The organism is Gilliamella apicola (genome assembly GCF_000599985.1).
Lineage (GTDB): Bacteria > Pseudomonadota > Gammaproteobacteria > Enterobacterales > Orbaceae > Gilliamella > Gilliamella apicola.
Window position 1 is genome coordinate 1,804,805 of record NZ_CP007445.1, and the last position, 25,494, is coordinate 1,830,298.

The window sequence follows — 25,494 nt, forward strand, 5'->3', positions numbered from 1 at the left end:
ATACACTTTAAATAATAATAGTTATCATTTGCATAGTAAACAAAGGAACCAATATGAATACCAAAAAAAAATTACTATTGAGCACATTAGCTGCACTTGTCTTAGGATTAACGGGTTGTCAATCTTCCATGACAGTTACTACCGATAATAATCAATCAGTTGTAGTACCAAAATCACCAAGTAAAGTTGTCGTAATGAACTATGGTGCACTAGACACTTTAGACGCTTTAGGTAAAGGTTCAATTGTTGCAGGTGCGCCTCTTTCTGTTCTGCCTTCTTATCTTCAGCAGTATAAAAATACAACTATTGCTGATACCGGTAATATGAAAGAACCGAGTATAGATGCAATCAAACAAGCTAAACCACAACTTATTATCATTGATGGTCGTCAAGCCAGCAGAGCTCAAGAGTTATCTAAAATTGCACCTGTAATTAATTTAAGTGTTGATGCAAAAAACTACCTTGAATCAACTAAAAAACATATAAATGTATTAGCAGATATTACTGGCACTGAAAAAACTGCAAGTAATTTAATTCAAGCACTAGATGTAAAAATAACGCATGCTCAAACAGTTGCGCAATCAAGTTCTAAAAAAGCAATTGTTACAATCCATAATGATGGTAAAATGATTCTAATTAACGCAAGTTCAAGTGCAGCGTTGATTCATGATGTTTTAAAAGTAAAACGAGCTGTTCCATTTTTCATTCAACCAATAAATAATGGTGAAAGACCAAAACCAACTTTTATTGACAATAATTACGTCAATAATGTTAAACCCGATATCATTTATGTCGTTGACCGTAGTAAAGCAATTGGTCAGGCAGCTATGAAAGAAGATTTCTTCGATGCAAAAGTATTAGCTGAAAACAAAACTCAAGTTGTTTATTTAACACCAGATCTTTGGTACTTATCTGGTGGTGGTGCAGAAAGTTTAGATCGTCAAATTGATGAAGTTATCAATGGTCTAAAATAGGATTGTTCATGTTAATTGTTTCACTTCCTATTGCCCTTACTTAATTAGTAAGGGCTTTTTTATTAGGTAGCTATTTTAATTATGTTCATTACTGTTCTTATTATTTAATCTAATGCTTTGTAATGCTATAAATCTTGCTCAAAATATTAAGTGAATTAAAAATAGTACAAAGATTACTATTTTATGGCAGATTATTTGGCACTCAAATAATACTAAGACAAAAGTTTAGATTATGGATGAAATAATTAAACCATCAAAATAAACTCTTTTTATCATAAATTAATTTTTCAACCACAAATAATCTATTTACTTCTATTAGTACTTCAACCTACAAGTGGTCTTTTTTAATATCTTTAAAAAATACGATTTTTATATTATGCTTTTAATTTCTTAAAATAAGTAATTTATTAAATGAGCTTAAAAAATAGTAAGTTTATACTATACTCCAATTACAATATCATACCTTAAAATATAATCTATTGACTTTATCTTCTGGTACAATATAAATCCATAACGAAAATTAAAGAGACTGATCCTTAAGTCCCTATTGAAGATAAATTATAATATGCTTTATATGGTTAACGGGCATGATAAAGATTTACCTTTAATAATTTTATTTTATATATTCATAACAACCTAAAAATTTTTATTAGCATCAATTTAAATATGTTAAAATGCTCGCCTATTGTCTAAATCTAAACTGAAAGATTTTTAGATTCTCGAGAAATACCTCAATAAATTTTAAAATTATTACAAATACTATGAATATATCATCCCCAACAATTGGATTTGTGAGCCTTGGTTGTCCTAAAAATTTGGTTGACTCAGAGCGAATATTAACAGAACTGCGTACCCAAGGTTATCAAGTGGTACCTACTTATGAAAATGCTGATCTGGTGATTGTTAACACTTGTGGATTTATTGACAGCGCTGTACAAGAATCGCTTGAAGCCATTGGCGAAGCTCTTAATGAAAATGGTAAAGTGATTGTTACCGGTTGTCTTGGCGCTAAAGAAGATCAGATCCGTAGCGTACATCCAAAAGTACTTGAAATTTCTGGCCCCCATAGTTACGAAGCAGTATTAAGTCATGTGAATAAATATGCGCCAAAACCAGCATATAATCCATTCACCAGCTTAGTACCAGAGCAAGGGATAAAATTAACACCTAAACACTATGCATACTTAAAAATCTCAGAAGGTTGTAATCATAGTTGTACATTTTGCATCATTCCTTCTTTACGTGGGGAGATGGTTAGTCGCCCTATCGGTAATGTACTTGATGAAGCAAAACGATTAGTTGACAGCGGAGTGAAAGAACTTTTAGTTATCGCACAAGATACCTCAGCTTATGGTATTGATATCAAAAATCGCACCAACTTTTGGAATGGTATGCCTTTAAAAACCAATATCCAAACACTTTGTGAACAATTATCCAGTCTTGGTATCTGGGTAAGATTACATTATATGTACCCATATCCAAGTATAGATGACTTAATACCATTAATGGCAGAAGGAAAAATCTTACCTTATTTAGATGTTCCTTTACAGCATGCTAGCCCAACAGTTTTAAAATCAATGAAACGTCCTGGGACAATTGAAAGAACGCTTGAACGAATTCAACAGTGGCGTGAAATTTGTCCAGAAATTACTCTGCGTTCAACTTTTATTGTAGGTTATCCAGGGGAAACTGAACAAGATTTTGAATTACTGCTCGACTTTTTAGAAAAAGCTCAATTAGATCGCGTTGGCTGTTTTCCTTACAGTCCCGTTGAAGGTGCAGCAGCAAATGAATTAGCTAACCAAGTGCCTGACGAAATTAAACAACAACGATTTGATAGGTTTATGCAGTTGCAGCAAAAGATATCAATGCAAAAATTACAAGCTAAAATAGGGAAAACATTAGCAGTAATTATTGATGAAGTCGATGACGAAGGTGCAATAGGACGTAGTATGGCTGATGCGCCTGAAATTGACGGTGTTGTATATTTAAATGAAGAAAAAGATGTTAAAGTCGGGGACATTGTTCAAGTCATCATTGAGCATTCTGATGAATATGACTTATGGGGAACGATTAAACGGTAATAGATCATGAAACAACATTATAAACATGAAATAAAAAATCTTGGTAAATTAGCTGTGCCAGTACTTATTGCACAAGTATCACAAACAGCCATCACTTTTGTTGATACCATTATGGCAGGACATTACAGTAAAACAGCATTATCTGGTGTTGCCATCGCTGTATCAATTTGGTTACCAACAGTCTTGTTTGGACAGGGGCTACTAACTGTTCTAACTCCAATTATTGCCAACTTAAATGGTGCAGCTAAACGAGATCAAATTGCTAATCATACACGCCAAGGTGTAGTGATCGCCCTGTTTTTATCTGTGTTAATAATGTTGATTTTATATCATTCAGACCAATTAATCGGTTTACGAAGTTCCGCTGATCACCCTATTGATCCCGAAATGATGGCTGTGGCCGTAAAGTTTTTACGAGCGATAATGTGGGGAGTACCAGCATTCTTGCTGTTTTTAGTTTATCGCAATCAATGTGAAGGATTGTCTAATACTAAACCAGCTATGGTGATAATATTCATAGCATTACTTGCTAATATTCCAATTAATTATGTTTTGATTTATGGCAAGTTAGGATTACCTGCTTTTGGTGGTGTTGGTTGTGGTATTACTGCCGCCATAATTTTTTGGCTAATGTTTGGCTTAATCCGCTTATATACCTTAACTACTGCAAGTCAACGAGATATTCGAGAAACCCAATTGACTAAATTGGTTGATTTTAAAGTAATCAAAAATATCGTTATGCTTGGTATGCCTTTAGCATTAGCTTACTTTTTCGAAATGAGCTTATTTGCTATGATAGCTTTACTTATTGCTCCACTTGGCCAAGTAACTGTTGCTGCTCATCAGATTATCTTTACTATCAGCAGTCTAACTTTTGCAATACCACTATCTTTAGGTGTAGCATCAAGTATCCGAGTAGGTTTTTTACTGGGCAATAAAAAACCATCATTAGCAAAACAAACTGCTTATGTCAGCTTGGCGATATCGTTAGCGATTGCGGTGGTTGTAGCATTAATACTGGTTGTTTTTAGATCGCCAATTATTAATATATTTACAGGAGAAGCAGATGTAATTACTATTTGCTTGCAACTTATAATTTTACTCGCAATTTATCAAGCTTTTGATTATCTACAGGTTGTAGCAAGCAATGTATTACGCGGTTATAAAGATACGAAAAGTATTTTTTACATCACTCTTATCTCTTATTGGGGCGTTGGTCTACCAGTTGGATATATTTTAGGACTAACCGATTTAATCATGCAGCCAATAGGCGCTGCAGGTTTTTGGATTGGAATTATATTAGGATTGGCAGTCGCAGCATTCTTACTTATTGCTAGAATGATCTATATCCAAAAACAGCCACAAGAAATAATTTTAAATAAATCTTCAAGATAATATATAACATGAAAAGGATTAATATAATTTTTGTTTCAATTATACAAAAATATGTTAATCCTATAATCATTATAGACGTCTTGCTGTTTTATCAAAAGTAGAAGCATTGCTATGTTGGTAAACCTAGTGAAACTAAATTTCATTGATTTTATTTTATCAATATCTGTTTTTTTCATTAGCAAATAAGCTCGCCCGACAGCTACTCCAAATGAACCATTTTTAGCATATATTTTAGAACTCATATATAAAAACGTTTTTAGGCATTTTAATTGGTATTATGAATTATTCAGGCATATGAGGTTCGTTTTTAGACGCATGATTTGTTGGATATTCAAACGGTTTTACTGATACTTCAAACAATTATTATATAATAACAAATAACCCTAATATATTATTTTTTAATTAAATAACTGCTATCTAAATGTGTAATGATTATTTATGTTCATTTTAAATAAGTATAAGTTGATTAAAATTAGATTATTAATATAATTTTGCAGCTTATAAATTGGTTGTTTTAAAATGGATTTGTTTTTGTGATATTTATAAAAAGAAAACTATTTACACATATTGTTTGCATTTGTCTCTCAATAGCATTGTTTTACCTATTAGGTTATGAAAAAAGATTTGATAGAGTATTACTTACTTATTTTTCTCTAATTTTTTTAGCTAGATTCACACTATTTCGTTTCTTTTTTGGGGCGATATTTGTCATTGCATCAGTTTATTTCCCGATAGGATTTTATTATGGAAGTCCAAACGTTGCAGTTATCAGTGCGGTATCAGAAACCGATTTTGATGAAGTATTAGAATTCTTTAATCAATTACCTATTTATCTTTATTTTATTCCAATTGTCCTCATAATTTTATTTATATATATATTTTATAAAGTTAAATTTCCAACAGTTAATAACAAATATTTTATCATTTTGTTTTTGGTATTATGTTGTTATAAACCAATCAAAATATTTTTTAAAAGTCAGACTTCTTCAATTCCAACAATTTTAGTTCAAAATTTTAAATATCCGCCTTTTGAATTTTGCGTCGATTTATATTCAAGCTATAAGTTATACACAACAGAGAAACAAGAGCAACTTAAACAAATTGAAAAAACTAATACAATCCCTATTGTTTCAGTAAATCCTAAATATAAAACCTATGTTATTATCATCGGTGAAAGTGTTCGTAAAGATTATTTGAGCGCTTATGGATTCAAATATGATAATACTCCTTTTACAAATGAACATGCCTCACTAATTTGGGATGGATTAATTGCTCCGGCATCAAATACTCAATCATCAATTCCTCATTTAATTAGTCAATCTATTTATTTAGATAATAAAGAAGTTAATGCACAAATAAACAATAATATTATTACTATTGCAAATGATGCTGGATTTGATACCTACTGGCTTTCGAACCAAGGCCAATTAGGTAGAATAGAAATAACTGTGCCGAGAATTACCGCTTATAGCAAAAATATTTTCTATACTAAAAAAGGGGAATATAACGGTAAATCGTCTCGAGGTAAATACGATACCTTACTTTTACCTGAACTAGATAACTTATTAGCAGAAAAGCATGACAAACCAAAACTTATTGTTATGCATTTAATTGGTTCCCATCCGCATTTTTGTAAAAGATTACAGTTTGATGTGCAATTTGATCTCAATAATAAAAATATATCATGTTATGTCAGTAGTATCAAAGAAACGGACGATTTTATAAAATCAACAATAGAGATATTAAAACGACATAATGAAGATTATTCTGTGGTTTACTTTGCTGATCATGGGCTTTCTCATACTGAACAATACCAAGATTTAAGACATAATTGGGAAAAACAAAATAGTTATCAAGTACCATTAATATTTTTTGATTCAGCAGCAAATAATCATATTAAAATCAATAAACAAATTTCAGGATATCAATTCGTTTATTTATTAAGTCATTGGATGGGAATAAAATTAAATATTCAACATGATTATATGCAATATGATTTGATGGATATACCTGAACAAAAAAATATTCAAATTAAAGATTGGAATAATAAGCTATTTCCATTTAATGATTTGAAAAAAGATCCTAATCCATATTAAAGAATTAATTTTTGACTAAAAACATCATACCATCACTAAATTACTAGTGATGGTTTTTTAAATTTAGTTTAATTCAAAATAACAATATCGCTAAAAATCAATAAATAACCAATCAACTAAAATCAAAACAAATGTTATCACCAATATTCAATTTTGGAAAAACATCTGGTTCAACTTGTATTGCACCAGGCAGAATGTCATTATCACTTTGTTTAAAATAAATAGAAATATGTCCCAATTCTTCGAAGTTTTTATTTGCCTCGCTGCCAACTTGTTTAATAATATATTTATGTTCACCTAACATAAATTCTTTACCTTCAACCAATGTTTGGTTTGGCTTTTTATGAAATTCATGTATTACACAAATTTCCTTTAAATCAGGTGTTGCCATTGGACCAAATAAAATGATAACTTTTTCTTCTTCAAATTCGGGAACAATAGACCCAATTTCAGTAATGACACTTCTTGACATATTTACCTCTTTTATAATTTAGTACATTCCAATACTCATAACCCATGCAACAATAACAGCCAATATTCCAGTTATCATTCGACTATACAATACTGCTGGTACCCCAATTTGAACTGTTTGAGGTTTTGCTTCCCCTAAAGACAGTCCAACAGGAATAAAGTCACATCCAGCTTGAGCATTAATAGCAAACAATGCAGGTAATGCATAAGTAACAGGAATTGCACCAATTGCAATCTGTGAACCTATCAAGACCCCAATAACTTGAGCAATAACTGCTCCCGGTCCAAGAATTGGAGATAAAAATGGTAAGCTACAAATGAATGCAATTACCATCATACCCCATATTGAGCCAGCTAAAGGTGACAATGTTGTAGCTATTATATTACCAATACCTGTGTAATTGATAATACCTATTAGCATACTAATAAATGCCATAAAAGGTATAATATTTTTAATTAACATATCAGTCGAATCACGACCTGCTTGATAAAAGATTCCCATTGCTTTACCAATACCTCGGGATAATTTAATCAATAAGCCTTCTTTTTGATTTTGACGATGTTCACTCTTTATTTGTGCATATTTTTCTTTGAATTTTTCGCGATCCAGAACTGGATCTTCAGACGTTTGTGTTTGCTGTTGTTCATTTTGCGCAGATGCTGTTGATTGTTCATTATGACCTTCTAATAGTTTTATGTTTTGAGGTTTAACGCCTGAAACAAAAACATCTTCAGTAATATGTTTTGCTAAAGGACCTGTTGGTGCTGATGGAATAACATCGATAGTAGGAATTTTTTTCATTGGATAAACACCAATTCGAGCTGTTCCACCACAATCAATAATTGCGCACAGAATTTCATTTTCTGGAATTGCATTTTTGAAACCGTCTACAGCTTCCCCACCCGAAAGTTCAGCAATTCTTTGGGCAACTGGATGAATACCACCACCTGTTACAGAAAGTATCTTATGTTTTTCAGCTGTTGGCGTTAAAGAAAAACCAGTTCCCCAGCCACCTTGGCCTTTATCAATAATAATTGTTTTATACATAGCGTCACTCTCCTACAGATTTTTTTTACGCATCAAAAATTTAGTAATAATTTCGGTAATAACACCACGCATTAAAATAATGATAATACCAGCTAAAAAATACCGAACAGAAAGACTTGAAATGTTATAACCTGCATTGATAACACCATTTGCAATACCTAGATATACAAATAACTCACCAGCGTTTGCATAAGGAAACATACCTGTTACAGGATGCAAAAAAGAAACAACCGAATCATAAAAAGCCGGTTTTTGTTCTTCTTTAACAAAACGACCAAAAGTATAAGCCATTGGATTAGTCAGCATTAAAACAGACAGAATTGGCATTAAACTGTAGCGCAATAACATATTTTTGGCCGAAAATTGAATTGCCTTAGTGACTCGTTGTTCACCAATAAAAGCGATTAGAGAATATGTAAATGTTAGTAACACAATCAAAAGCGGGACAATATCTGTCATAAACCCAACAAAAACTTTCCCACCAGCCTGAAATAACCCAATAAAATGGGTTCCAAACCACTCAATATATTCCATTATTATCTCCTTTGTTGTTGTCTAGTAAGATTTTAATAAGTTAAATTAAACAGGAAGTTGGTTTGTTCCCATTTTTATAATTGCTCTTTCTTCAAGAGAAAGTTTTCTAGTTTCACTTTCTTCTTTTAAATTGGTTAAAATTTGTGATAAGTGGCATCCATAGAATCTTGTTAATGGTTTAAATTTGGCAAAGATTGATTTTCCTTTCAAAAGTTGGCATTCCTTAACCATTTTATTTTCATCTATCACCATCACCACAATTGCGCTTGAACCTAACTTTTTACGTTCAATAGATGAATAAAGATGATAATTTTTAGAATTTGAATATTGTTGAGTGATGTTGTACATATATCTTTGATAATACCTAATTTGCATTAAACTCAATATCGACTGTAAAACAAAAACAACACTGGCGATTATTACAATATTCATGTTTACAAACCTCATTAAAACAACTTAACTTATAACGCTAAGAACTGCTGAATCTTATTACTCAGCAGTTCTTATATTTTTAACTAAAGACTTCATCTTGAAGTTTGCGTAACTTCCAAACTGTTGTTGTTTCATCTAAAACAACATCATCTTCAGTTAAAAACTTACCATTTGGTATATCTCGTTTGGCAACGACATTACCGCTGATAAGACCAATTGGAATATTTTTGTTTTTCTTCATATCCGCATGAGTTTCAATTACACCACGAACACAAAAACCACCGATGCCATCAAGTCTTTCACCAATCTTGATATCCTTTTTAGCAACAGCAACTGTTTCAGATACTGGAGCACCACAAGGAACAATAGCGGTATCATGATTTAAAATAGCTTTCGCAATAGTCATTGGTGTTTCAAGACTAGCTAAATGGAAAGGACGATATAAAATGTGATGATCCCTATCACCTTTTTTCATTAAATAATTCAATTCATTACTAACATTAGGATTTTGACCTTTAACAATAACAAAAATACCAGGGGCTAAACCATCAACATATTCAACAACGCCAAATTTATTAAGAACACCTCCATTTTCTTTAAGATTTAAATCTTTAAGTACTGAATCTAAATCGCCTTTGACACCATGCATGCCAACTACATCTGGGATGAACCCCATTGCATTAGACAGTAAATTCATTTCTGCCATAGTCTTCGTTCCATCTTGGAATGCAGCTAACATGTGAGATGACATATGTTTTGAATCAGCTTCAGCTTGTGCTGTATCAGGGTTTGCTTCGATTTTTAGTTTATTGTTTTTACCTTTACCTACAACTAGAACTTCCATTCCCATTGATTTGGCAAATTCATACATCTCAAGTGTTGCTGCTGGTTCATCTCCATCAGAACCGGTATAGATAAGATCAGCGGCACTAAATAGTTTATGCATCAAAGGGCCTATTGTGATATCTATCTCAACATTAAGAAGAACTAAATGTTTTTTGGCTAATAATGTTTCTAATGCAATTTTTGCACCTACTTCAGGTACTCCTGTTGCATCAACAATTATTTCAACATCTTTTGATTGAATTACTTCTTTAAAATTTTTAGAAACAAGAATGTTATTTTCTTTACTGGCACTTGCCTTATAATCTTTTGCTGCTTGTTGTGCAGCTTCTAAATTGATATCACTAATTCCAGTTACACTCATTCCCGGAATGGTTGCTATCTGCGCTATCATTCCTCTTCCCATTTGACCAGCACCAATAACCCCAACTCGAATTGGATTATCATTTTCTTCTCTTTGTAACAATTGTCTATAGATGGTCATTTTTGTATTCTCCTTGTTAAATTTAATATTAAATAGATTTATTAACTATTTATCATAAAGATAACATAATAAATTATAACTACAATTAACAGATCAACATTATGTGACTTTTGTCACACTAATTGTCATTTGTCACTTATTTAAATTTTGGACAAAAAAAACCTCTTTATATAAATAAAGAGGCTTTTTAACTATAAAAATTAAAGAATCATTAGTAACTAGTATTTAAAACATATTCAGCCATTTTGTCTGTCATAACGATAATATCAATAATCTTAGAATTTAAAGCTGCAATAACCGCTTTTTCCTTATTTTCACCTGATACAATGGCAACTACTGTTGGAATTTCACGTAAATCATCTAAACTTAAACCTATAATTTTTTGATTTATTGGACTATTTGCTTCTTTCCCGTCAGAAGTATAAAAACGTGAATTACAATCTCCTACCACATCATAATAACGAAACTCCTCAAGATCTTTTTTATTAATATAACCGATTTCTTCCATAGTACTATTTTGATAAGGATTAGATATACCTACGATCGCCATATCAACTGTTTTACCTTCATTGAGTACTTCATTTATATATTTATTCTTACATAGATCATTTTTCATTGTTTGATCTTCCACTAATGCTGGTGCATATAAATACTTACATGTACACTGCATCTTCTTTTTAAGATCATAACAAATTTGATTGGAATGTAAGTCAACTTCCTCTGCACCCATACCACCTATCAAAGGTACAATAACTAACTTTTTATTGGTTATATAAGGAAATTCATTAACAAATTTTCTAATTGTTTTTCCCCACGAAATACCTAATTTATTAACTTTCAAGATTCGTTTATTTAATGCATAAGCAGCTTTTTTAGCCAACCAATTTGTGGATTCTTCATAAGATAGATCATGCGTAGCAACAACAATCGCTTCTTCTAGTTCAAATTTAGTTTCAAGTTTCTGTTCTAATTCAACTGTATATGCAGTTTCATCTTTGATAAAAATTTCAACAATACCTAATTCTTTAGCATCTTGTAATTTTTTAGAAATTATTGATCGTGAAATACCTATCTTCTGGGCTATTTGAGCCTGAGTCCAACCGTATTGGTAATACCAAGTTGCAATTTTAACTAAATCTCGCTTTTCTTCCCATCTCATAAATCACTCCTATTGATTTTTTATAATTAACAATAGTCAATCAACAAAACAAATGTTTAACTAATAGTAGCATAAATTGAAAAATCAAACATTAAATCAAATTTTAATCACCATTAGTATTTAAAAACGTCAAAAAACAATACTAACTATAATGAGTTAAAGTAATAACTTATTATATTTATCACACTTTGTGATTAGTTAAATTATATTGAAATAATACACGGTATAATATCTTTTTGTGACACTTTTATTTATCAACATAAATGACAAAATTTAAGTTTTATATGATGTTTTTATATAAACATGCATCACATATCTTATGCTTTTTTGTAAAATTCTAAGATACCTTGAAATAACGTAATAATTGTTTGGAGTCCGCTGTATGGTGCTGATGTCTGAAAAATGCCAAATAATTAAAAAATGGAAATTTATATAATTAAGTTTCAAGGATCAGATTAAGATATATTGATAACCAAATAATGTATAAAAGAATATTCATAAATAGGATAAGTTTTCTTGTGAACATAAAATAAGCATAAAAAAACTTCGCTAAAGTTATTAGCGAAGTTTTATTCTGTTAATCAAACTATATTTTATTTCAACAAACTTTTCGCCTGATTTAAGACATTATCAATAGTAAAACCGAATTCTTTAAATAGTTGATCGGCTGGACCTGATTCACCAAATGTTGTCATACCAACAACTTTACCATTAAGACCAACATATTTATACCAATAGTCACTGATACCTGCTTCAATCGCTAAGCGAGCCGTTACTGAAGATGGTAATACTGATTCTTTATAAGTTTGCTCTTGTTTATCAAATGCATCTGTCGATGGCATTGAGACAACTCTCACTTTTTTACCATCTTCGGTAAGTTTATGATATGCCTCAACAGCAAGTTCAACTTCTGAACCAGTGGCAATAATAATTAATTCTGGAGTACCAGTACAATCATTAAGAATATAACCACCGCGATAAACATTAGCCAATTGTTCAGCACTACGATCTTGCTGTTTAAGATTTTGTCTTGAGAAGATTAGCGCTGTCGGACCATCTTGGCGTTCTATCGCATATTGCCAAGCGATAGCTGATTCAACTTGGTCACATGGGCGCCAAGTACTAACATTTGGTGTAACTCGTAAACTTGCCATTTGCTCAACAGGTTGATGCGTTGGTCCATCTTCACCTAAACCAATAGAATCATGAGTATAAACAAATAATGAACGAATCTTCATTAACGCAGCCATACGGATAGCATTACGTGCGTATTCCATAAACATAAGGAAAGTTGCGCCATAAGGAATAAATCCGCCATGTAAGGCAATACCATTCATGATTGCTGACATTCCAAATTCACGTACGCCATAGTGGATATAATTACCATTTGGGTTGGCTAAAATCTCTTTTGAACCTGACCACATGGTCAAATTACTTGGTGCTAAGTCAGCAGAGCCGCCTAAAAATTCAGGTAAGATAGGAGCAAACGCTTCAATCGCATTTTGTGATGCTTTACGAGTTGCAATCGTTGCAGGATTCGCTTGTAGTTTATTCACAAAATCTTTTGCAACTTGTTGCCAATTAGCAGGAAGATCGCCATTAACTCGACGTTTAAATTCTTGAGCTAAATCAGGATAAGCTTTAGCATATGCATCAAAACGTGCATTCCACTCATCTTCAACTTGTTTACCTTTAGCTTTTGCATCCCAAGCATCGTAATACTCTTTTGGAATTTCAAAGGCAGGATAACGCCAACCGAGTTCTTTACGTGTCGCTTCGATTTCAGCATCACCTAAAGGTGCGCCATGACTTTCGTGACTACCCGCTTTATTTGGTGAACCAAAACCAATAATTGTTTTACACATTAACAATGACGGTTTATCGGTTACTGCTTGTGCTTGTTCAATGGCTTCTTTTAAAGCTTTAGCATCATGACCATCAATGCCACGAATTACATGCCAACCATAAGCTTCAAAGCGTTTTGCGGTATCATCAGTAAACCAGCCTTCAATTTCACCATCGATAGAGATACCATTTTCATCATAAAATGCAATGAGTTTGCCTAATTTAAGGGTACCAGCTAATGAACATACTTCGTGTGAAATCCCTTCCATCATACAACCATCACCCATAAATACATAAGTATGATGGTCAACGATGGTATGACCAGATTTATTAAATTGCGCAGCTAATGTTCTTTCAGCAATAGCCATACCTACAGCATTAGCAATACCTTGTCCTAATGGGCCAGTTGTTGTTTCAACACCAGGAACATAACCATATTCAGGGTGACCTGCTGTTTTTGAATGCAATTGACGAAAGTTTTTAAGATCATCAATTGTCACATTATAGCCAGTTAAATGCAGCAAGCTATAAATCAACATAGATGCATGACCATTTGATAACACAAAACGGTCGCGATCAGCCCAATTAGGGTTAGTTGGATTATGTTTTAAAAATCCACGCCAAAGTACTTCAGCCATATCAGCCATGCCCATAGGTGCGCCTGGGTGACCAGATTTAGCTTTTTGCACACCATCCATACTTAATGCTCTTATCGCATTCGCTAGTTCGCGGTGAGATAAAGTCGTTGCATTCATGTTGTAATCTCCAAAAAAATTTTTAATTTAAAATTCCTAATTTAGCAAGTTACTATCATCAGCAACAATTGCTGTCACCTGCCAAATTTGTTAATCAAATCGAATTAAATAGTGTAAAAATGGGGAGCTAGCTCCCCTTTGTATTCTATATGTTTAAAGTAATGCACTAATCATGTCTTCTAATTTACCTTGGTCAACAGCAAAAGCACGGATACCTTCAGCAAGTTTCTCAACTGCCATGGCATCGCTATTGTGTTGCCATCTAAATTCAGCCTCAGTCATTGGTGCTGGAGGAGCAACGACCGCTTGATTTGGATTAAGTTTTTGCGTAACAGTGGCTGTTGATTGTTGCATTTGTGCAAGCAAATTAGGGGCAATGGTTAAACGGTCACACCCCGCTAGTGCTAAAATTTGATCAACCTTACGGAAGCTTGCGCCCATTACAATCGTTTTATAGCCATGTTGTTTGTAATAATTGAAGATATTACGAACTGAAACGACACCAGGATCTTCGTCTGCAACATAAGGATCGATTGGTTTTTTAGCTTGATACCAATCATAAATACGACCAACAAATGGAGAAATTAAAAAAGCATTAACTTCAGCACATGCTCTTGCTTGTGCAAACGAAAAAAGTAATGTCAAATTACAGTTAATACCTTCTTTTTCAAGAATTTCGGCAGCTTTAATCCCTTCCCATGTAGAAGCAATTTTAATTAAGATACGTGATTTATCGATACCTTTTGCTTGATAGAGTTCAATAATACGACGTGCTTTATCAATACAACCTTGAGTATCAAATGATAAACGGGCATCCACTTCGGTCGAGATACGACCAGGAACTAATTTTAAAATTTCAGCACCAATATTTACAGCAACTTGATCACACGCATTAACTAATTGTTGTTCTTTGCTACCACCTAATTTTTTAGCGGTTTCTACAGCAGAATCAATTAGATAATGATATTGAGGAAGTTGAGCTGCTTTCAGTACAAGGGATGGATTAGTTGTGGCATCTTCTGGAGAAAATTGTTTAATTGAATCGATATCTCCAGTATCGGCAACTACAACAGTTAACTTTTTAAATTCATCTAATTGACTCATACTTTTTTTATCCTCTACAGCATTTAGTTTAATAAATTATAATAGCATTTATTCTGTAATAAAACGACAATGACATATTGCTATTTCCCACCCATGGCAGATTAAAAAACAAACCAATATAAAGTAAAATTAAATATTGAAAAAATCACATTGTTTGCAAGTTTAATCTGCTTAACTAAAAAATTGTGACAAATAATGATTATGTACTATGATAGCTGATCATAATGGTTAATACGTTCAACTTTAGCTGTTGACGTTCTACTTTCAAATTCAGAATTTGACCTTGGTCCCATAAGTTTTTTAGCTAGCTCAAGACCAATTACTTTAGCACCCATTATCATAAATTGTGCATTATTGCTTTTTTTAGCAAGTTCAGATGAAAATGTATCATGACGTTGTGCAACACAAATACTCAGTAACTTATTAGTAGCAATCGCAACACCTATATCTTTCTCACAAATTAAGATACCTCGTTCATGCATATCTTCTTTGATTGAACAAGCTATAGCGTTGGCAACATCTGAGTACAAAGAGTCTTTTATCTGCTTGTCACTGCTATAATCAACAATTTCAAAACTTTGTTTAGTTAAATAATCAAATTTGCTATTTCTAAATTCAAAAGCATCATCACAGCGCCAATAGCTATTGGTTTTATATTATTTTATCTCAATTTAATTCAAAAAATGAACATAGGTTCATATTAATATCATTTGATATTTTTAGGTATAAATTAATTTAATTATGTGATGAATGTCTCGAAAATAAAATTTTTTTAAGAAAATATAGCAATAATTTATGCTATTAATTGCAAAAATCACTACTGACAAACACTTTTTATAGTAAAGTTTTAACATTATTCAATCAAAGGTTGAATATAAATACATTTGTACAGATTCATTTTGAAAAGATATCAATCATTTATTTAACCAAACATAAACTATTTGTTGATAGACATTACAACCTGCACACGTTTTGCATTGATTAAGTTTGCATGCGGTTTGACTATCCTCAATGGTTAACTGTTGAATGCATCCTTTTTTAATCCAAAAATCTAGCATTTGAACTGTAGCGCTATTAGGAATACGAAAATGTCGAGCGATGTCTTGTAGAGCTGCTCGGCCTTTTAACTGCACATAATCTCGAATTGAAGTTACTAGCATAATAATAAAAGATGCAAGGTTATACCCTGCATCTTCTCCTTAATTTATGATTGAAATAGTTGATAAATAATGTGTTTTAATAGACTACTATTTAATAACAGCAGGATGAATTTTTAGAGTTAGATGAACTAATTATTGTTTGATTAAAAATAGAATATCGCCCTACTATCCGCATAGTGATAATCATAATTAGCATAAATGCCCCACATCCCAAAAGCCACCAAACCGCTGATTGTGAATGTCCAATCAAAGTTGTTTGATAGTAAATTGTTGCAGATAACCAACCAATGATAAAAGTCCAAATTCCAATAAATATCATCCATCTTATACCAGCCTCTCGATATACCGCCCCTAAAGCCGCAGCACAAGGAGTATAAAGTAATATAAAAATCAAATAAGCTATTGCCACTGATGGCGTCATAAAGGAGTTTTTTAATTGTGATACTGCTGTCGAATCTACTGCCAAATCTGATTGTAATGAGTCAATATCATCATTGACTGTTGATAAACTCAAAGGATCTAAAACAGCATCAGACAAATTAACTAGATTTTTAGGGATCGTTTTAAGTGCATCTAAAATACCTTGCGACAAATTGAATGATTCAGACTGTTGTGTGGTATCCGTTTCATCCATAGAATAAAGCGAATTTAAGGTTGCAATAACCGATTCTTTAGCAAAAATACCAGTAAAAATACCAACTGTAGCTGGCCAATTGTGTTGATTAATACCCATTGGAGCGAATGCTGGTGTGATCTTCTGACTAACAACAGATAGCATCGAATCTTGTGAATCTTCATGTCCAAACGTTCCATCTCGCCCCCATGAATTAAGCAGACTTAAGACCGTCACCATGATGACAATGGCTTTTCCAGCTCTAAAAATGAAATTTTTCAGACGTTGCCAAGTTAAATTGAGCAAACTGCTTAACGTAGGGATTCGATATACTGGCATTTCCATAATAAATGGCGTAATCGAGCCCTTTAATAAGGTAAACTTAAGGACAAAGCCAGTGAAAATAGCCACAGCGACACCCAACATATACAAACTAAAAACGATAAATGAAGCATGTTTAGGAAAAAAGATAACTGCAAACAACGCATACACCGGCAATCTTGCTCCGCACGACATAAATGGAATCATACAAATTGACATAATGCGATCACGCGTGCTTTCTAATGTACGCGTTCCCATAATGGCTGGCACACCACAACCAAAACCAACTAACATGGGTACAAACGCCTTACCTGGCAAACCTATACAGCGCATACCACGATCGACAACCATTGCCGCCCTTGCCAAATAACCCGAATCTTCTAAAAATGACAAACAGAAAAACATTGCCCCTATTACAGGTATAAAAGTTGAAACAGTTTGAATACCACGCCCTATACCATTAGCTAAAATAGCGATAAGCCAGCTCGGTGCGTGTATAGTTTGTAACACTTGTGCAGTGCCATCCACAAACAACGTGCCACATAATCCATCAAAAAAATCAACAAAAACCGAACCAAAATTAATCGACAACATAAACATGATATACATTGTTAACAAAAACAATGGAATACCTGTAATGCGACCTAAAAAAATCCTGTCAAGTATATCTGAAAAACGAACATTTAACTCACGAGGCTTGTCAATGACTGTTTTACAAATGGTATCAATTGTATCATAGCGGGCAGATGCTAATGCTACATCAATTTCATTATCGCACCACGCTGAAAGTAAAAGGCGACAGGCTGTTAGTTTTTCACTCTCAAGCTGGGTCAGATTATAATGTGAATCATCTAATAACACATCATGCAATTGCCATGGGTTAAATTGACGCACTTCACTTTTTTCAGGCAATTCATTAATATATCTATCAATAATCGCTTGCTGTTCATCCCCTAACAAATTTATTGATGGATTGGCTACTTGGGAAGATAATGTCATCGCTTGAATTTGCTGATACAGTGCTTGCAATCCTATTTTTTTACTTGATGATATCGCCACCACGGGACAACCCAACAATTTTGATAATTTTGTAATATTAATCTGTTCGCCCATTGCTTTAACCGCATCCATCATATTAAGTACGACAATCATAGGTAATTGCAAATCGACTAATTGACAAGTCAAATACAAACTACGCTGCAAATTTGTCGCATCAATGATATTTACCAGCACGCAATCATCTTCACTCAAGACAAACTGTCTTGCAATTAACTCATCTTGCGAGACGCATAAGGGATCGGATTCAATTGAATAGGTTCCCGGTAAATCAACAATATCATATTGTTTATGATTGTAGGTAAACAGCCCAGTTTTACGTTCAACAGTAACGCCAGGCCAATTACCCACTCTTTGTTTGGCACCAGTCAACAAATTGAATAATGTTGTTTTACCACAATTTGGATTACCAATTAGCGCGATCTTCATGCTCCAACCTCTAATACTTCAATAAAAGAAGCTTCTTGGCGGCGTAAACATAATAAAAATCCACGCATATTAATTTCTATGGGATCACCGAATGGTGCAGTGCGTACTACTTCGACTTTACAACCAGGTGTAATACCCATAGCTAGTAATTTACGACGATAAGGTAACGATTTAGGTAAAAATCTAGAAATAACCGCCTCACGCCCTATCGGCAAGTGGTTAAGAGTTAAAGATGACATCATACTTCCTACGTATATTTAGCTTATAGATTTTTATCGCACAAATTAAAATGCGAATAATTCGCAATATTAATACACATTAATGTGGAAAAAAACAAATTTTAATGTAAAAAATGGAAATAATGGTCAAATAATGGGGGCTAGTAGAAGGTTTTCAATCATTTTTGAGTAAAAATGACAGTGTACCTTCAGAAAAAACGATTATATCCTCTTTAATGTAAGGTTGGTGAAATAATCAATCACTAATATTATCGAGTATAATAAAACTAAATCAGAACTATATTCTCATTAATCATCCTAATTGCTGATAATAACTTATAACTGATATAATCTTTCAATATATCAAAAAAATGGATCAACTAAATTATGTATATCATTTATGGTATTAAAAACTGTAATACAATGAAAAAAGCGTTTACTTGGCTTGATGATCATCATATCCAATATCAATTTCATAATTATAAAACAGACGGATTGACGGCTGATCTGCTCGACACTTTTTTGCAATTAGTTGATTGGCAAAGTTTACTTAATACGCGCGGTACAACATGGCGCAAATTAGATGAACAGGTTCGTGAGCAAATCAATAATGCACAAGCCGCCAAAAAAATTATGTTAGACAATCCATCTATTTTAAAACGTCCATTACTGATCGATGGTAAGCGTGCCTTGTTAGGATTTTCTGACGAGAGTTATTCACAATTTATTTCGCAATCAAAATAAGATCGAGATTATGATGACTGAACCTGTTATTGCGCTGACTACTGCGCTTATTGCTGAAAAATCGATAAGTCCTGATGACAAAAACTGTCAAAAAATAATTATCGAACGTTTAAAAAAACTTGGATTTACCATTGAAGAAATAAATATTGGGCAAACCAAAAATTTGTGGGCTTTTCATGGTGATCGTAAAAGTAAAACACTGATGTTTGCGGGTCATACTGACGTAGTGCCCGCAGGCGACGAAACTAAATGGCTTTATCCTCCTTTTACGCCTATCATTGATGAAAATGGTGTACTGTATGGTCGTGGTGCCGCGGACATGAAAAGTGGCGTGGCAGCTATGATATGTGCAGCAGAAGATTTTATTAAAAACAATCCTGATCATGATGGCTGCGTGGCTTTTTTGTTAACTTCTGATGAAGAAGCTGACGCAACCGACGGCACCGTTAAAGTAGTCGATTTATTAATGAATCGCCATGAACGTGTTGATTATTGTATTGTTGGCGAACCTTCAAGTGATACCTTACTTGGCGATCAAATTAAAAATGGGCGTCGTGGTTCATTAACCGCTAATTTAGTCGTGCATGGGGTACAAGGACATGTTGCTTATCCTCATCTGGCTGATAACCCGGTGCATCGCTTTGCCCCTGCATTAAATGAGCTAGTTAACACAACTTGGGATGAAGGCAATGAGTACTTTCCGCAAACCACCATGCAAGTCGCAAATATCAGTGGCGGAACTGGAGCTGAAAATGTAATACCTGGCGATCTGAGTGTTCAATTTAATTTTCGCTATAGCAGCGAGCTTACCGACACACAAATTAAAGAACGTGTTGAACAGATTTTACAAAAGTATAATTTAAAATATACATTAAATTGGCGTCTTTCAGGTCATCCATTTTTAACTCCGCAAGGCGAACTAACCAATGCTGCTACAGATGCCATTAAGGATATTATGGGAATAAATACCAACCTTTCAACCAGTGGCGGAACGTCAGACGGTCGTTTTATCGCTAAAATGGGCTGCCAAGTCATTGAGCTTGGTGTGATTAACAAAACTATCCATAAAGTCAACGAAAATGCCAACTGCCAAGATATTATTAATTTAACCGCAATCTATAAACGTATTTTAGAGACTTTATTACTGGCATAATTAAGCCCGTTTCGCTTTATCTAAAAGGAGATAATATGGCATGGCTTAAAGATTATTGGTGGATTATTTTAATTATCTTAATTGGAATTTTTATCAACGGCATTAAAGCACTAAATCGACTGAGTTATAAAAATTATCTAGAGAAAAAGAACGGGATAAAACCAATACCTTATAGTGATGATGATGACGATTGGTCATCATCAAATAAATCAAACAAATAAAACTAAACGTTACCGAAAATCTTGGTTGGTACTTTCAAATACAGCTTGATGACGGTAACGATCTACCCACATTGCTGTTGCACCACAGACAGCAATTGGCATCACAATCAAATTCAGCAGCGGTACCATAGTAAAAAAGCTAACTAAACTACCAAACATTAAATTGTCGACTTTGTTTTGCTTTAAATGTGCACGCATACGGTGAAACTTGATTTTGTGGTTATCAAATGGATAGTCCGCATATTGAATATTGATTTGCCAAGCGGTAAATAAAAACCATACCACTGGCGTAACCGTTTGCCCAATGACAGGTATAAAATAAGTAAGTAAAATCGGAATAGCCCATAATAGATAATGACATAATTTTTTCAGTTCGCGACTTAATATTCGCGGTAAATCTTTAATTAAGCTGATCCATGTTGTATCTGGTGCCGGCATTCCTGTTAATTGCGCTTCAACTTGTTCAGCCAATATTCCATTAAAAGGGGCAGCAATAAAGTTAGTAACTGTACTGAAAAAATAACAAAATAAAATAACAAGTATTAAGATTACAATAAATACCATGATATATCCTAACCAATTTAACCAGCTTGGTACATAAGATAGCCCCCAATCAACCATGCCAGTAAGAACGGCAAAAAACCAATAAAACAGCGCCGACATTAACACAATATTGGCAAGTAAAGGTAAAAAAACAAATCGCTTAATACCTGGACTAAAAGCTAACGACCAACCTTTAAAAAAATATTCAAAACCATTTCTAGCTTGATAATTTTTGTGGCGTGATTGCGTGTGGGAATGTCGATGTTGAGTATTATTATCTAGTTGATTGGACGTCACATTTGGTTCCTTTTTATTTACAAGTCTGTCAATACTTTAAGTAAGCATAGACAGGTAATACATTAATAAATAGTTTTAAATAAACGGTGCGATATTTTAAACATACCACCTATTAACCTCAATAACGTTTAATCATCTTTACTGGCTATTTTATTTAATATTGCATTATTTTAGTACTGCACTACCTTGATTATTCGCCAACCAAGTTTTAACTTCATGTTTGATGACTTGCATTAATGCATTTTTTCCCGCTAATTGATAACGATTAATAATATCCATCTGATTATTTTTGCTATCAATTAATGCGGATAACATCGGCAATGTTTTGTATTGCTGATGTTGTTGTGTATAAAAATTTAATCGACAAAGTGCAGGATAAGTTGCTTCAAATGGTCGATAGTAATCACAAAAACCGGCTAATTCACTACAGTCTTGTGCAGATAAATATTGATTACTATCAAAAGTAATCATATCGTTAAACGGTAATTCAATAATATCTTTAAGCCAGTAAACATTACGCACAAGTTTTTGTTGTAATTGATTAGTTAATTGTTGCCCTAGCAAAGTTAAGGGTTTAATCGCCATAACTGAATAACTGCCGCTACGGGTCTCTTTATGACTACTAACATGCACCAAATTAAAACCACACGCCATCCAAAATTGATAATTGGACTGACTGTAGGCAAAGCTTACCGATAAATAATCGATATTTTGGTTATATGATTCATCACATATCGTTTGTATAAGTTTTTTAGCAATTTGTTGCCGACGGTAAGGCTCAATCACCGCAATACGGTTAATGCGTACCGAGCATAATTTGGCTGCTAGTTTTTCACCTGCATGAGCGACTAGTGATTGTGCGACCAAATTGCCTTTAGGGCGACGCGTACCTTGCCATACCTGCTCAATGAGGGAATCGGATAAATTGCCCTCATTTAACGTAATTGCCGCAGCGATCGGGTTAGTTGTTATTGGATGATTTTTGGATAAATTATTATTGACCGAGGCTTGCCAAACTGACAAATTTTGCGCATCAAAAAGGCGTCGTAAATCAACTAATGTAGTTTGATAATGGGCATTTTTTAAAAGATAAAAGATCGATGTTAATGCGTTTATATTATGTCGATCGAGTTTACTGTAGTTTATGGATGAATCAATCTTTGTTTGGCTGTTCTTCTCATCCAATATTCCATTTAGCAATAAACGATCGCAAAATAACTCTAATTTATCACCAGTTTGCCAACGGATAGGATTATCAAGATAAAAATACTGACATGATTTATTTTCTAACAATTTTAATAAAAAACCCTGCCCTGTACCTTCATATCCTTCAACTGTGGTAGTAAGTAATACTTGACTGTTTTTAGCCTTGGCCAGTTGCAGTAATTGTTCAAGCATTGGAAGTGGTATCATGGCAGCTTCATCAATAACTAAATAATCAGCAAAACTATTTTGTTGCCAAGCAATTAACTCATCAGGTGCATAGAAAGGGGTATTTGGTTTAGCAAAGGCAAAAAAGCTATTTAATGCCGCTTTATTGGGTGCGGTCACAATACAGTTCTTATGCTGACTAAATAACCCTGCCAAAGCTGATTTACCACGACCTCGTTTAGCAATAACGACATTAATGCTTTGCTTACTGTTCAATAATTTTTGTAATGTCATTTGTTGCTGGGTTAAATCATAAACCTGATTGTTCATGTCTGACAATTTTGATAATGGTTGATTACTGTATGATGATAAGACAGTAGGCTCAATTGCTATATCGAATTCAGCAAGTGTTTTTAGCAAATGGTTTACAAAGTTTGGTACAGTGATGGGGGTATTGGCTTCATTCCAACGTAAACTATCTTGGTCTTGCCAAGTTTCAAGTTGATTAGGCAATAATAAAATCAGTAGACTACCTTTAACCAGTGTACCGGTCAACATTGCAAACGCGTCCAGATTAAATCCTATTGTTGCATCAAATATGGCATGCAGATACTCTTGCCCTAATAGCTGTTTGGTTTGAGTAGGTAAAAGGATATTTGGTAAAAAATCAGGTAATTTTGACTGACTGGTTACACATATCCAATCGCCAACATGTGAAGTTATGGTGTGATTAAGTTGCTCAAATAATTTTGTCGCTTCACCCTGTAACACCCATAACGTTCGTGTGCTTTTGAGGCATGACATTGATTAATTTTTTCCAATCAACAATGACAATATGCCAGCGGCAATAAGTGGCCCAACAGGTACGCCTTTAAAGAACGCTACTCCAAGAAGTGTCCCAATAATTAAGCCATTAACAATGGTAGGATGAGCACCAATTAACGATATTCCACGAGTACCTAGCCATGACACTAAAATTCCCACAACGATAGCAACGATAGACTGCCAAGTTGTGAATGATCTTAAAATATCAGCAACTTTTAATGAACCATCGGCTAACGGAACCATCATAGCGGCAGTTAAGATCACTATACCAATAGTTAAACCATATTTATTTAGAAATGGAAAATAAGCTGCTAACGGTGTAAGTTTAAACATTAGCAGCAAGAGTACTGCAAAAGTCACTGTATTATTGTGAGTTAAATAACACAGTGCTGCGAGACCTAAAAGAAGAAAAAAAGAAATATCAAACTGTGCAAACATTACAACGGAACACCGATTCGTGTTGCCACTTCTTCATAGGCTTCAATAACACCACCTAAACCTTGTCGGAAGCGATCTTTATCCATTTTTTTCAATGTTTCTTTTTCCCACAGGCGACAACCGTCAGGTGAAAATTCATCGCCTAAAGTAATTTCTCCCTTAAATAATCCAAATTCAAGTTTGTAATCAACTAAAATTAAACCTGCTTTATCAAAGAGTTCTGTCAAAATAGAATTGATTTTGAAGCTAAGTTCTTTCATCGTAGCTAATTGCTCATCTGTCGCCCAGCCAAAAGCTTTACAGTGAGATTCGTTGACCATAGGATCATGCAGTGCATCGTTTTTAAGGAATAATTCAAACGTTGGAGGATTTAGTTCTTTACCTTCCTCAACACCTAAGCGTTTAACTAAAGAACCAGCAGCACGATTACGAACTACGCATTCAACAGGTACCATATCAAGTTTTTTTACTAAAACTTCGTTGTCCGATAGCAAGGCAGCAACCTGAGTTGGTATACCTTCGTCACGTAGTTTAGTCATAATAAAATAGTTAAATTTATTATTGACCATTCCTTTGCGATCTAACTGCTCAATACGTAAACCATCGAAAGCAGAAGTATCATTACGAAATTCCAATATTAATAACTCAGGGTTGTCTGTTGAGTAAACAGTTTTTGCTTTACCGCGATAAAGCTCATCCAACTTTTTCATGCCTATAACCTTATATCAATTTGCCAACAAATAATTAAGGAGCTACACGCTCCCTAGATTCAAACTCATTGCTGCTATTTTTGCTATTAACTCTTTTAGCATGAATAGCAACTGGGTATCATTTTATAGCTAAGATCGAGTTGAAGAAGCTACAAATTCTATACCACACTA

The 25,494-nt window shown here is 33.6% G+C and carries 23 protein-coding genes; 7 read left to right on the top strand and 16 right to left on the bottom strand.

The window, feature by feature from the left end; translation table 11 throughout:
• The first annotated feature begins 53 nt into the window (after positions 1–53).
• The 4 genes from GAPWK_RS08310 (at position 54) to GAPWK_RS08330 (ending at position 6,549) form a co-directional block, all read left to right on the top strand.
• The gene (locus tag GAPWK_RS08310; protein WP_025315774.1) at positions 54–974 is read left to right on the top strand and encodes a siderophore ABC transporter substrate-binding protein; all 921 of its coding nucleotides are present in this window, start codon (positions 54–56) and stop codon (positions 972–974) included.
• 761 nt (positions 975–1,735) lie between these two features.
• Positions 1,736–3,058 carry a 30S ribosomal protein S12 methylthiotransferase RimO gene (rimO, locus tag GAPWK_RS08315; RefSeq protein WP_038517398.1) on the top strand — a complete coding sequence of 441 codons (1,323 nt, stop codon included), beginning with the start codon at positions 1,736–1,738 and terminating at the stop codon, positions 3,056–3,058.
• A 6-nt stretch (positions 3,059–3,064) separates the two neighbouring features.
• Entirely contained in the window at positions 3,065–4,453 is a 1,389-nt protein-coding gene (locus tag GAPWK_RS08320; RefSeq protein WP_025315776.1) for an MATE family efflux transporter, read from the top strand.
• Positions 4,454–4,986: 533 nt separating this feature from the next.
• The gene (locus GAPWK_RS08330; RefSeq protein ID WP_025315778.1) at positions 4,987–6,549 is read left to right on the top strand and encodes a sulfatase-like hydrolase/transferase; all 1,563 of its coding nucleotides are present in this window, start codon (positions 4,987–4,989) and stop codon (positions 6,547–6,549) included.
• Positions 6,550–6,661: 112 nt separating this feature from the next.
• Here the strand turns inward: GAPWK_RS08330 and GAPWK_RS08335 are convergent, their stop codons facing one another.
• The 12 genes from GAPWK_RS08335 to GAPWK_RS08390 all read right to left on the bottom strand — a co-directional run bounded on the left by GAPWK_RS08335 (position 6,662) and on the right by GAPWK_RS08390 (position 19,042).
• The gene (locus tag GAPWK_RS08335; protein WP_025315779.1) at positions 6,662–7,021 is read right to left on the bottom strand and encodes a PTS glucitol/sorbitol transporter subunit IIA; all 360 of its coding nucleotides are present in this window, start codon (positions 7,019–7,021) and stop codon (positions 6,662–6,664) included.
• 18 nt (positions 7,022–7,039) lie between these two features.
• Entirely contained in the window at positions 7,040–8,068 is a 1,029-nt protein-coding gene (srlE, locus tag GAPWK_RS08340) for a PTS glucitol/sorbitol transporter subunit IIB (protein ID WP_025315780.1), read from the bottom strand.
• A 12-nt stretch (positions 8,069–8,080) separates the two neighbouring features.
• Entirely contained in the window at positions 8,081–8,602 is a 522-nt protein-coding gene (gene srlA, locus GAPWK_RS08345) for a PTS glucitol/sorbitol transporter subunit IIC (protein ID WP_025315781.1), read from the bottom strand.
• A gap of 45 nt (positions 8,603–8,647) precedes the next feature.
• The gene (locus GAPWK_RS08350; RefSeq protein WP_025315782.1) at positions 8,648–9,034 is read right to left on the bottom strand and encodes a transcriptional regulator GutM; all 387 of its coding nucleotides are present in this window, start codon (positions 9,032–9,034) and stop codon (positions 8,648–8,650) included.
• 79 nt (positions 9,035–9,113) lie between these two features.
• On the bottom strand, positions 9,114–10,361 hold the full coding sequence (locus GAPWK_RS08355) for an NAD(P)H-dependent oxidoreductase (protein ID WP_025315783.1): 1,248 nt from the start codon (positions 10,359–10,361) through the stop codon (positions 9,114–9,116).
• Between the two features lie 211 nt (positions 10,362–10,572).
• Positions 10,573–11,520: a sugar-binding transcriptional regulator gene (locus GAPWK_RS08360; protein WP_025315784.1), complete on the bottom strand. Its 948-nt coding sequence runs from the start codon at positions 11,518–11,520 to the stop codon at positions 10,573–10,575.
• 593 nt (positions 11,521–12,113) lie between these two features.
• Positions 12,114–14,120, bottom strand: coding sequence for a transketolase (gene tkt / locus GAPWK_RS08365; protein ID WP_025315785.1), 2,007 nt, complete (start codon positions 14,118–14,120; stop codon positions 12,114–12,116).
• Positions 14,121–14,273: 153 nt separating this feature from the next.
• Complete coding sequence (tal, locus tag GAPWK_RS08370; RefSeq protein WP_025315786.1) at positions 14,274–15,224, bottom strand: transaldolase; 951 nt, start codon at positions 15,222–15,224, stop codon at positions 14,274–14,276.
• 206 nt (positions 15,225–15,430) lie between these two features.
• Positions 15,431–15,793 (bottom strand): RpiB/LacA/LacB family sugar-phosphate isomerase, encoded by a 363-nt coding sequence (locus tag GAPWK_RS08375; protein WP_238551160.1) that lies wholly within the window; start codon positions 15,791–15,793, stop codon positions 15,431–15,433.
• A gap of 345 nt (positions 15,794–16,138) precedes the next feature.
• Entirely contained in the window at positions 16,139–16,384 is a 246-nt protein-coding gene (locus GAPWK_RS08380; RefSeq protein WP_025315788.1) for a FeoC-like transcriptional regulator, read from the bottom strand.
• A 91-nt stretch (positions 16,385–16,475) separates the two neighbouring features.
• Positions 16,476–18,803: a Fe(2+) transporter permease subunit FeoB gene (feoB, locus tag GAPWK_RS08385; RefSeq protein WP_025315789.1), complete on the bottom strand. Its 2,328-nt coding sequence runs from the start codon at positions 18,801–18,803 to the stop codon at positions 16,476–16,478.
• Positions 18,800–19,042, bottom strand: coding sequence for a FeoA family protein (locus GAPWK_RS08390; protein ID WP_025315790.1), 243 nt, complete (start codon positions 19,040–19,042; stop codon positions 18,800–18,802). The genes feoB and GAPWK_RS08390 overlap by 4 nt, the downstream gene beginning before the upstream one ends.
• Positions 19,043–19,408: 366 nt before the next feature.
• Between GAPWK_RS08390 and GAPWK_RS08395 the strand changes: the two genes are divergently transcribed.
• Genes GAPWK_RS08395 through GAPWK_RS08405 form a run of 3 tightly spaced genes read left to right on the top strand, consistent with a single transcriptional unit; the run spans position 19,409 to position 21,139 of the window.
• The gene (locus GAPWK_RS08395; protein WP_025315791.1) at positions 19,409–19,765 is read left to right on the top strand and encodes an ArsC family reductase; all 357 of its coding nucleotides are present in this window, start codon (positions 19,409–19,411) and stop codon (positions 19,763–19,765) included.
• Positions 19,766–19,778: 13 nt separating this feature from the next.
• Positions 19,779–20,918, top strand: coding sequence for a succinyl-diaminopimelate desuccinylase (gene dapE / locus GAPWK_RS08400; RefSeq protein WP_025315792.1), 1,140 nt, complete (start codon positions 19,779–19,781; stop codon positions 20,916–20,918).
• A gap of 35 nt (positions 20,919–20,953) precedes the next feature.
• Entirely contained in the window at positions 20,954–21,139 is a 186-nt protein-coding gene (locus tag GAPWK_RS08405) for a YpfN family protein (protein ID WP_025315793.1), read from the top strand.
• Positions 21,140–21,148: 9 nt separating this feature from the next.
• Here the strand turns inward: GAPWK_RS08405 and cysZ are convergent, their stop codons facing one another.
• The 4 genes from cysZ to purC form a co-directional block, all read right to left on the bottom strand.
• On the bottom strand, positions 21,149–21,979 hold the full coding sequence (gene cysZ / locus GAPWK_RS08410; RefSeq protein ID WP_025315794.1) for a sulfate transporter CysZ: 831 nt from the start codon (positions 21,977–21,979) through the stop codon (positions 21,149–21,151).
• Between the two features lie 165 nt (positions 21,980–22,144).
• Positions 22,145–24,154, bottom strand: a complete 2,010-nt coding sequence (locus tag GAPWK_RS08415) for a GNAT family N-acetyltransferase (protein WP_025315795.1) — start codon at positions 24,152–24,154, stop codon at positions 22,145–22,147.
• A 3-nt stretch (positions 24,155–24,157) separates the two neighbouring features.
• Positions 24,158–24,613, bottom strand: coding sequence for a DUF441 domain-containing protein (locus tag GAPWK_RS08420; RefSeq protein WP_025315796.1), 456 nt, complete (start codon positions 24,611–24,613; stop codon positions 24,158–24,160).
• Positions 24,613–25,323, bottom strand: a complete 711-nt coding sequence (gene purC / locus GAPWK_RS08425; RefSeq protein ID WP_025315797.1) for a phosphoribosylaminoimidazolesuccinocarboxamide synthase — start codon at positions 25,321–25,323, stop codon at positions 24,613–24,615. The genes GAPWK_RS08420 and purC overlap by 1 nt, the downstream gene beginning before the upstream one ends.
• Between the last annotated feature and the right edge of the window lie 171 nt (positions 25,324–25,494).

Coding starts and splice junctions, on each gene's coding strand:
- rimO (WP_038517398.1), top strand. CDS start 1,736: ATGAATATATCATCCCCAACAATTGGATTTGTGAGCCTTGGTTGTCCT.
- dapE (WP_025315792.1), top strand. CDS start 19,779: ATGACTGAACCTGTTATTGCGCTGACTACTGCGCTTATTGCTGAAAAA.
- GAPWK_RS08355 (WP_025315783.1), bottom strand. CDS start 10,361: ATGACCATCTATAGACAATTGTTACAAAGAGAAGAAAATGATAATCCA.
- tal (WP_025315786.1), bottom strand. CDS start 15,224: ATGAGTCAATTAGATGAATTTAAAAAGTTAACTGTTGTAGTTGCCGAT.
- GAPWK_RS08395 (WP_025315791.1), top strand. CDS start 19,409: ATGTATATCATTTATGGTATTAAAAACTGTAATACAATGAAAAAAGCG.
- srlA (WP_025315781.1), bottom strand. CDS start 8,602: ATGGAATATATTGAGTGGTTTGGAACCCATTTTATTGGGTTATTTCAG.
- GAPWK_RS08405 (WP_025315793.1), top strand. CDS start 20,954: ATGGCATGGCTTAAAGATTATTGGTGGATTATTTTAATTATCTTAATT.
- GAPWK_RS08390 (WP_025315790.1), bottom strand. CDS start 19,042: ATGTCATCTTTAACTCTTAACCACTTGCCGATAGGGCGTGAGGCGGTT.
- GAPWK_RS08335 (WP_025315779.1), bottom strand. CDS start 7,021: ATGTCAAGAAGTGTCATTACTGAAATTGGGTCTATTGTTCCCGAATTT.
- GAPWK_RS08380 (WP_025315788.1), bottom strand. CDS start 16,384: ATGCTAGTAACTTCAATTCGAGATTATGTGCAGTTAAAAGGCCGAGCA.
- GAPWK_RS08310 (WP_025315774.1), top strand. CDS start 54: ATGAATACCAAAAAAAAATTACTATTGAGCACATTAGCTGCACTTGTC.
- GAPWK_RS08320 (WP_025315776.1), top strand. CDS start 3,065: ATGAAACAACATTATAAACATGAAATAAAAAATCTTGGTAAATTAGCT.
- GAPWK_RS08350 (WP_025315782.1), bottom strand. CDS start 9,034: ATGAATATTGTAATAATCGCCAGTGTTGTTTTTGTTTTACAGTCGATA.
- tkt (WP_025315785.1), bottom strand. CDS start 14,120: ATGAATGCAACGACTTTATCTCACCGCGAACTAGCGAATGCGATAAGA.
- feoB (WP_025315789.1), bottom strand. CDS start 18,803: ATGAAGATCGCGCTAATTGGTAATCCAAATTGTGGTAAAACAACATTA.
- GAPWK_RS08420 (WP_025315796.1), bottom strand. CDS start 24,613: ATGTTTGCACAGTTTGATATTTCTTTTTTTCTTCTTTTAGGTCTCGCA.
- srlE (WP_025315780.1), bottom strand. CDS start 8,068: ATGTATAAAACAATTATTATTGATAAAGGCCAAGGTGGCTGGGGAACT.
- purC (WP_025315797.1), bottom strand. CDS start 25,323: ATGAAAAAGTTGGATGAGCTTTATCGCGGTAAAGCAAAAACTGTTTAC.
- GAPWK_RS08360 (WP_025315784.1), bottom strand. CDS start 11,520: ATGAGATGGGAAGAAAAGCGAGATTTAGTTAAAATTGCAACTTGGTAT.
- GAPWK_RS08415 (WP_025315795.1), bottom strand. CDS start 24,154: ATGTCATGCCTCAAAAGCACACGAACGTTATGGGTGTTACAGGGTGAA.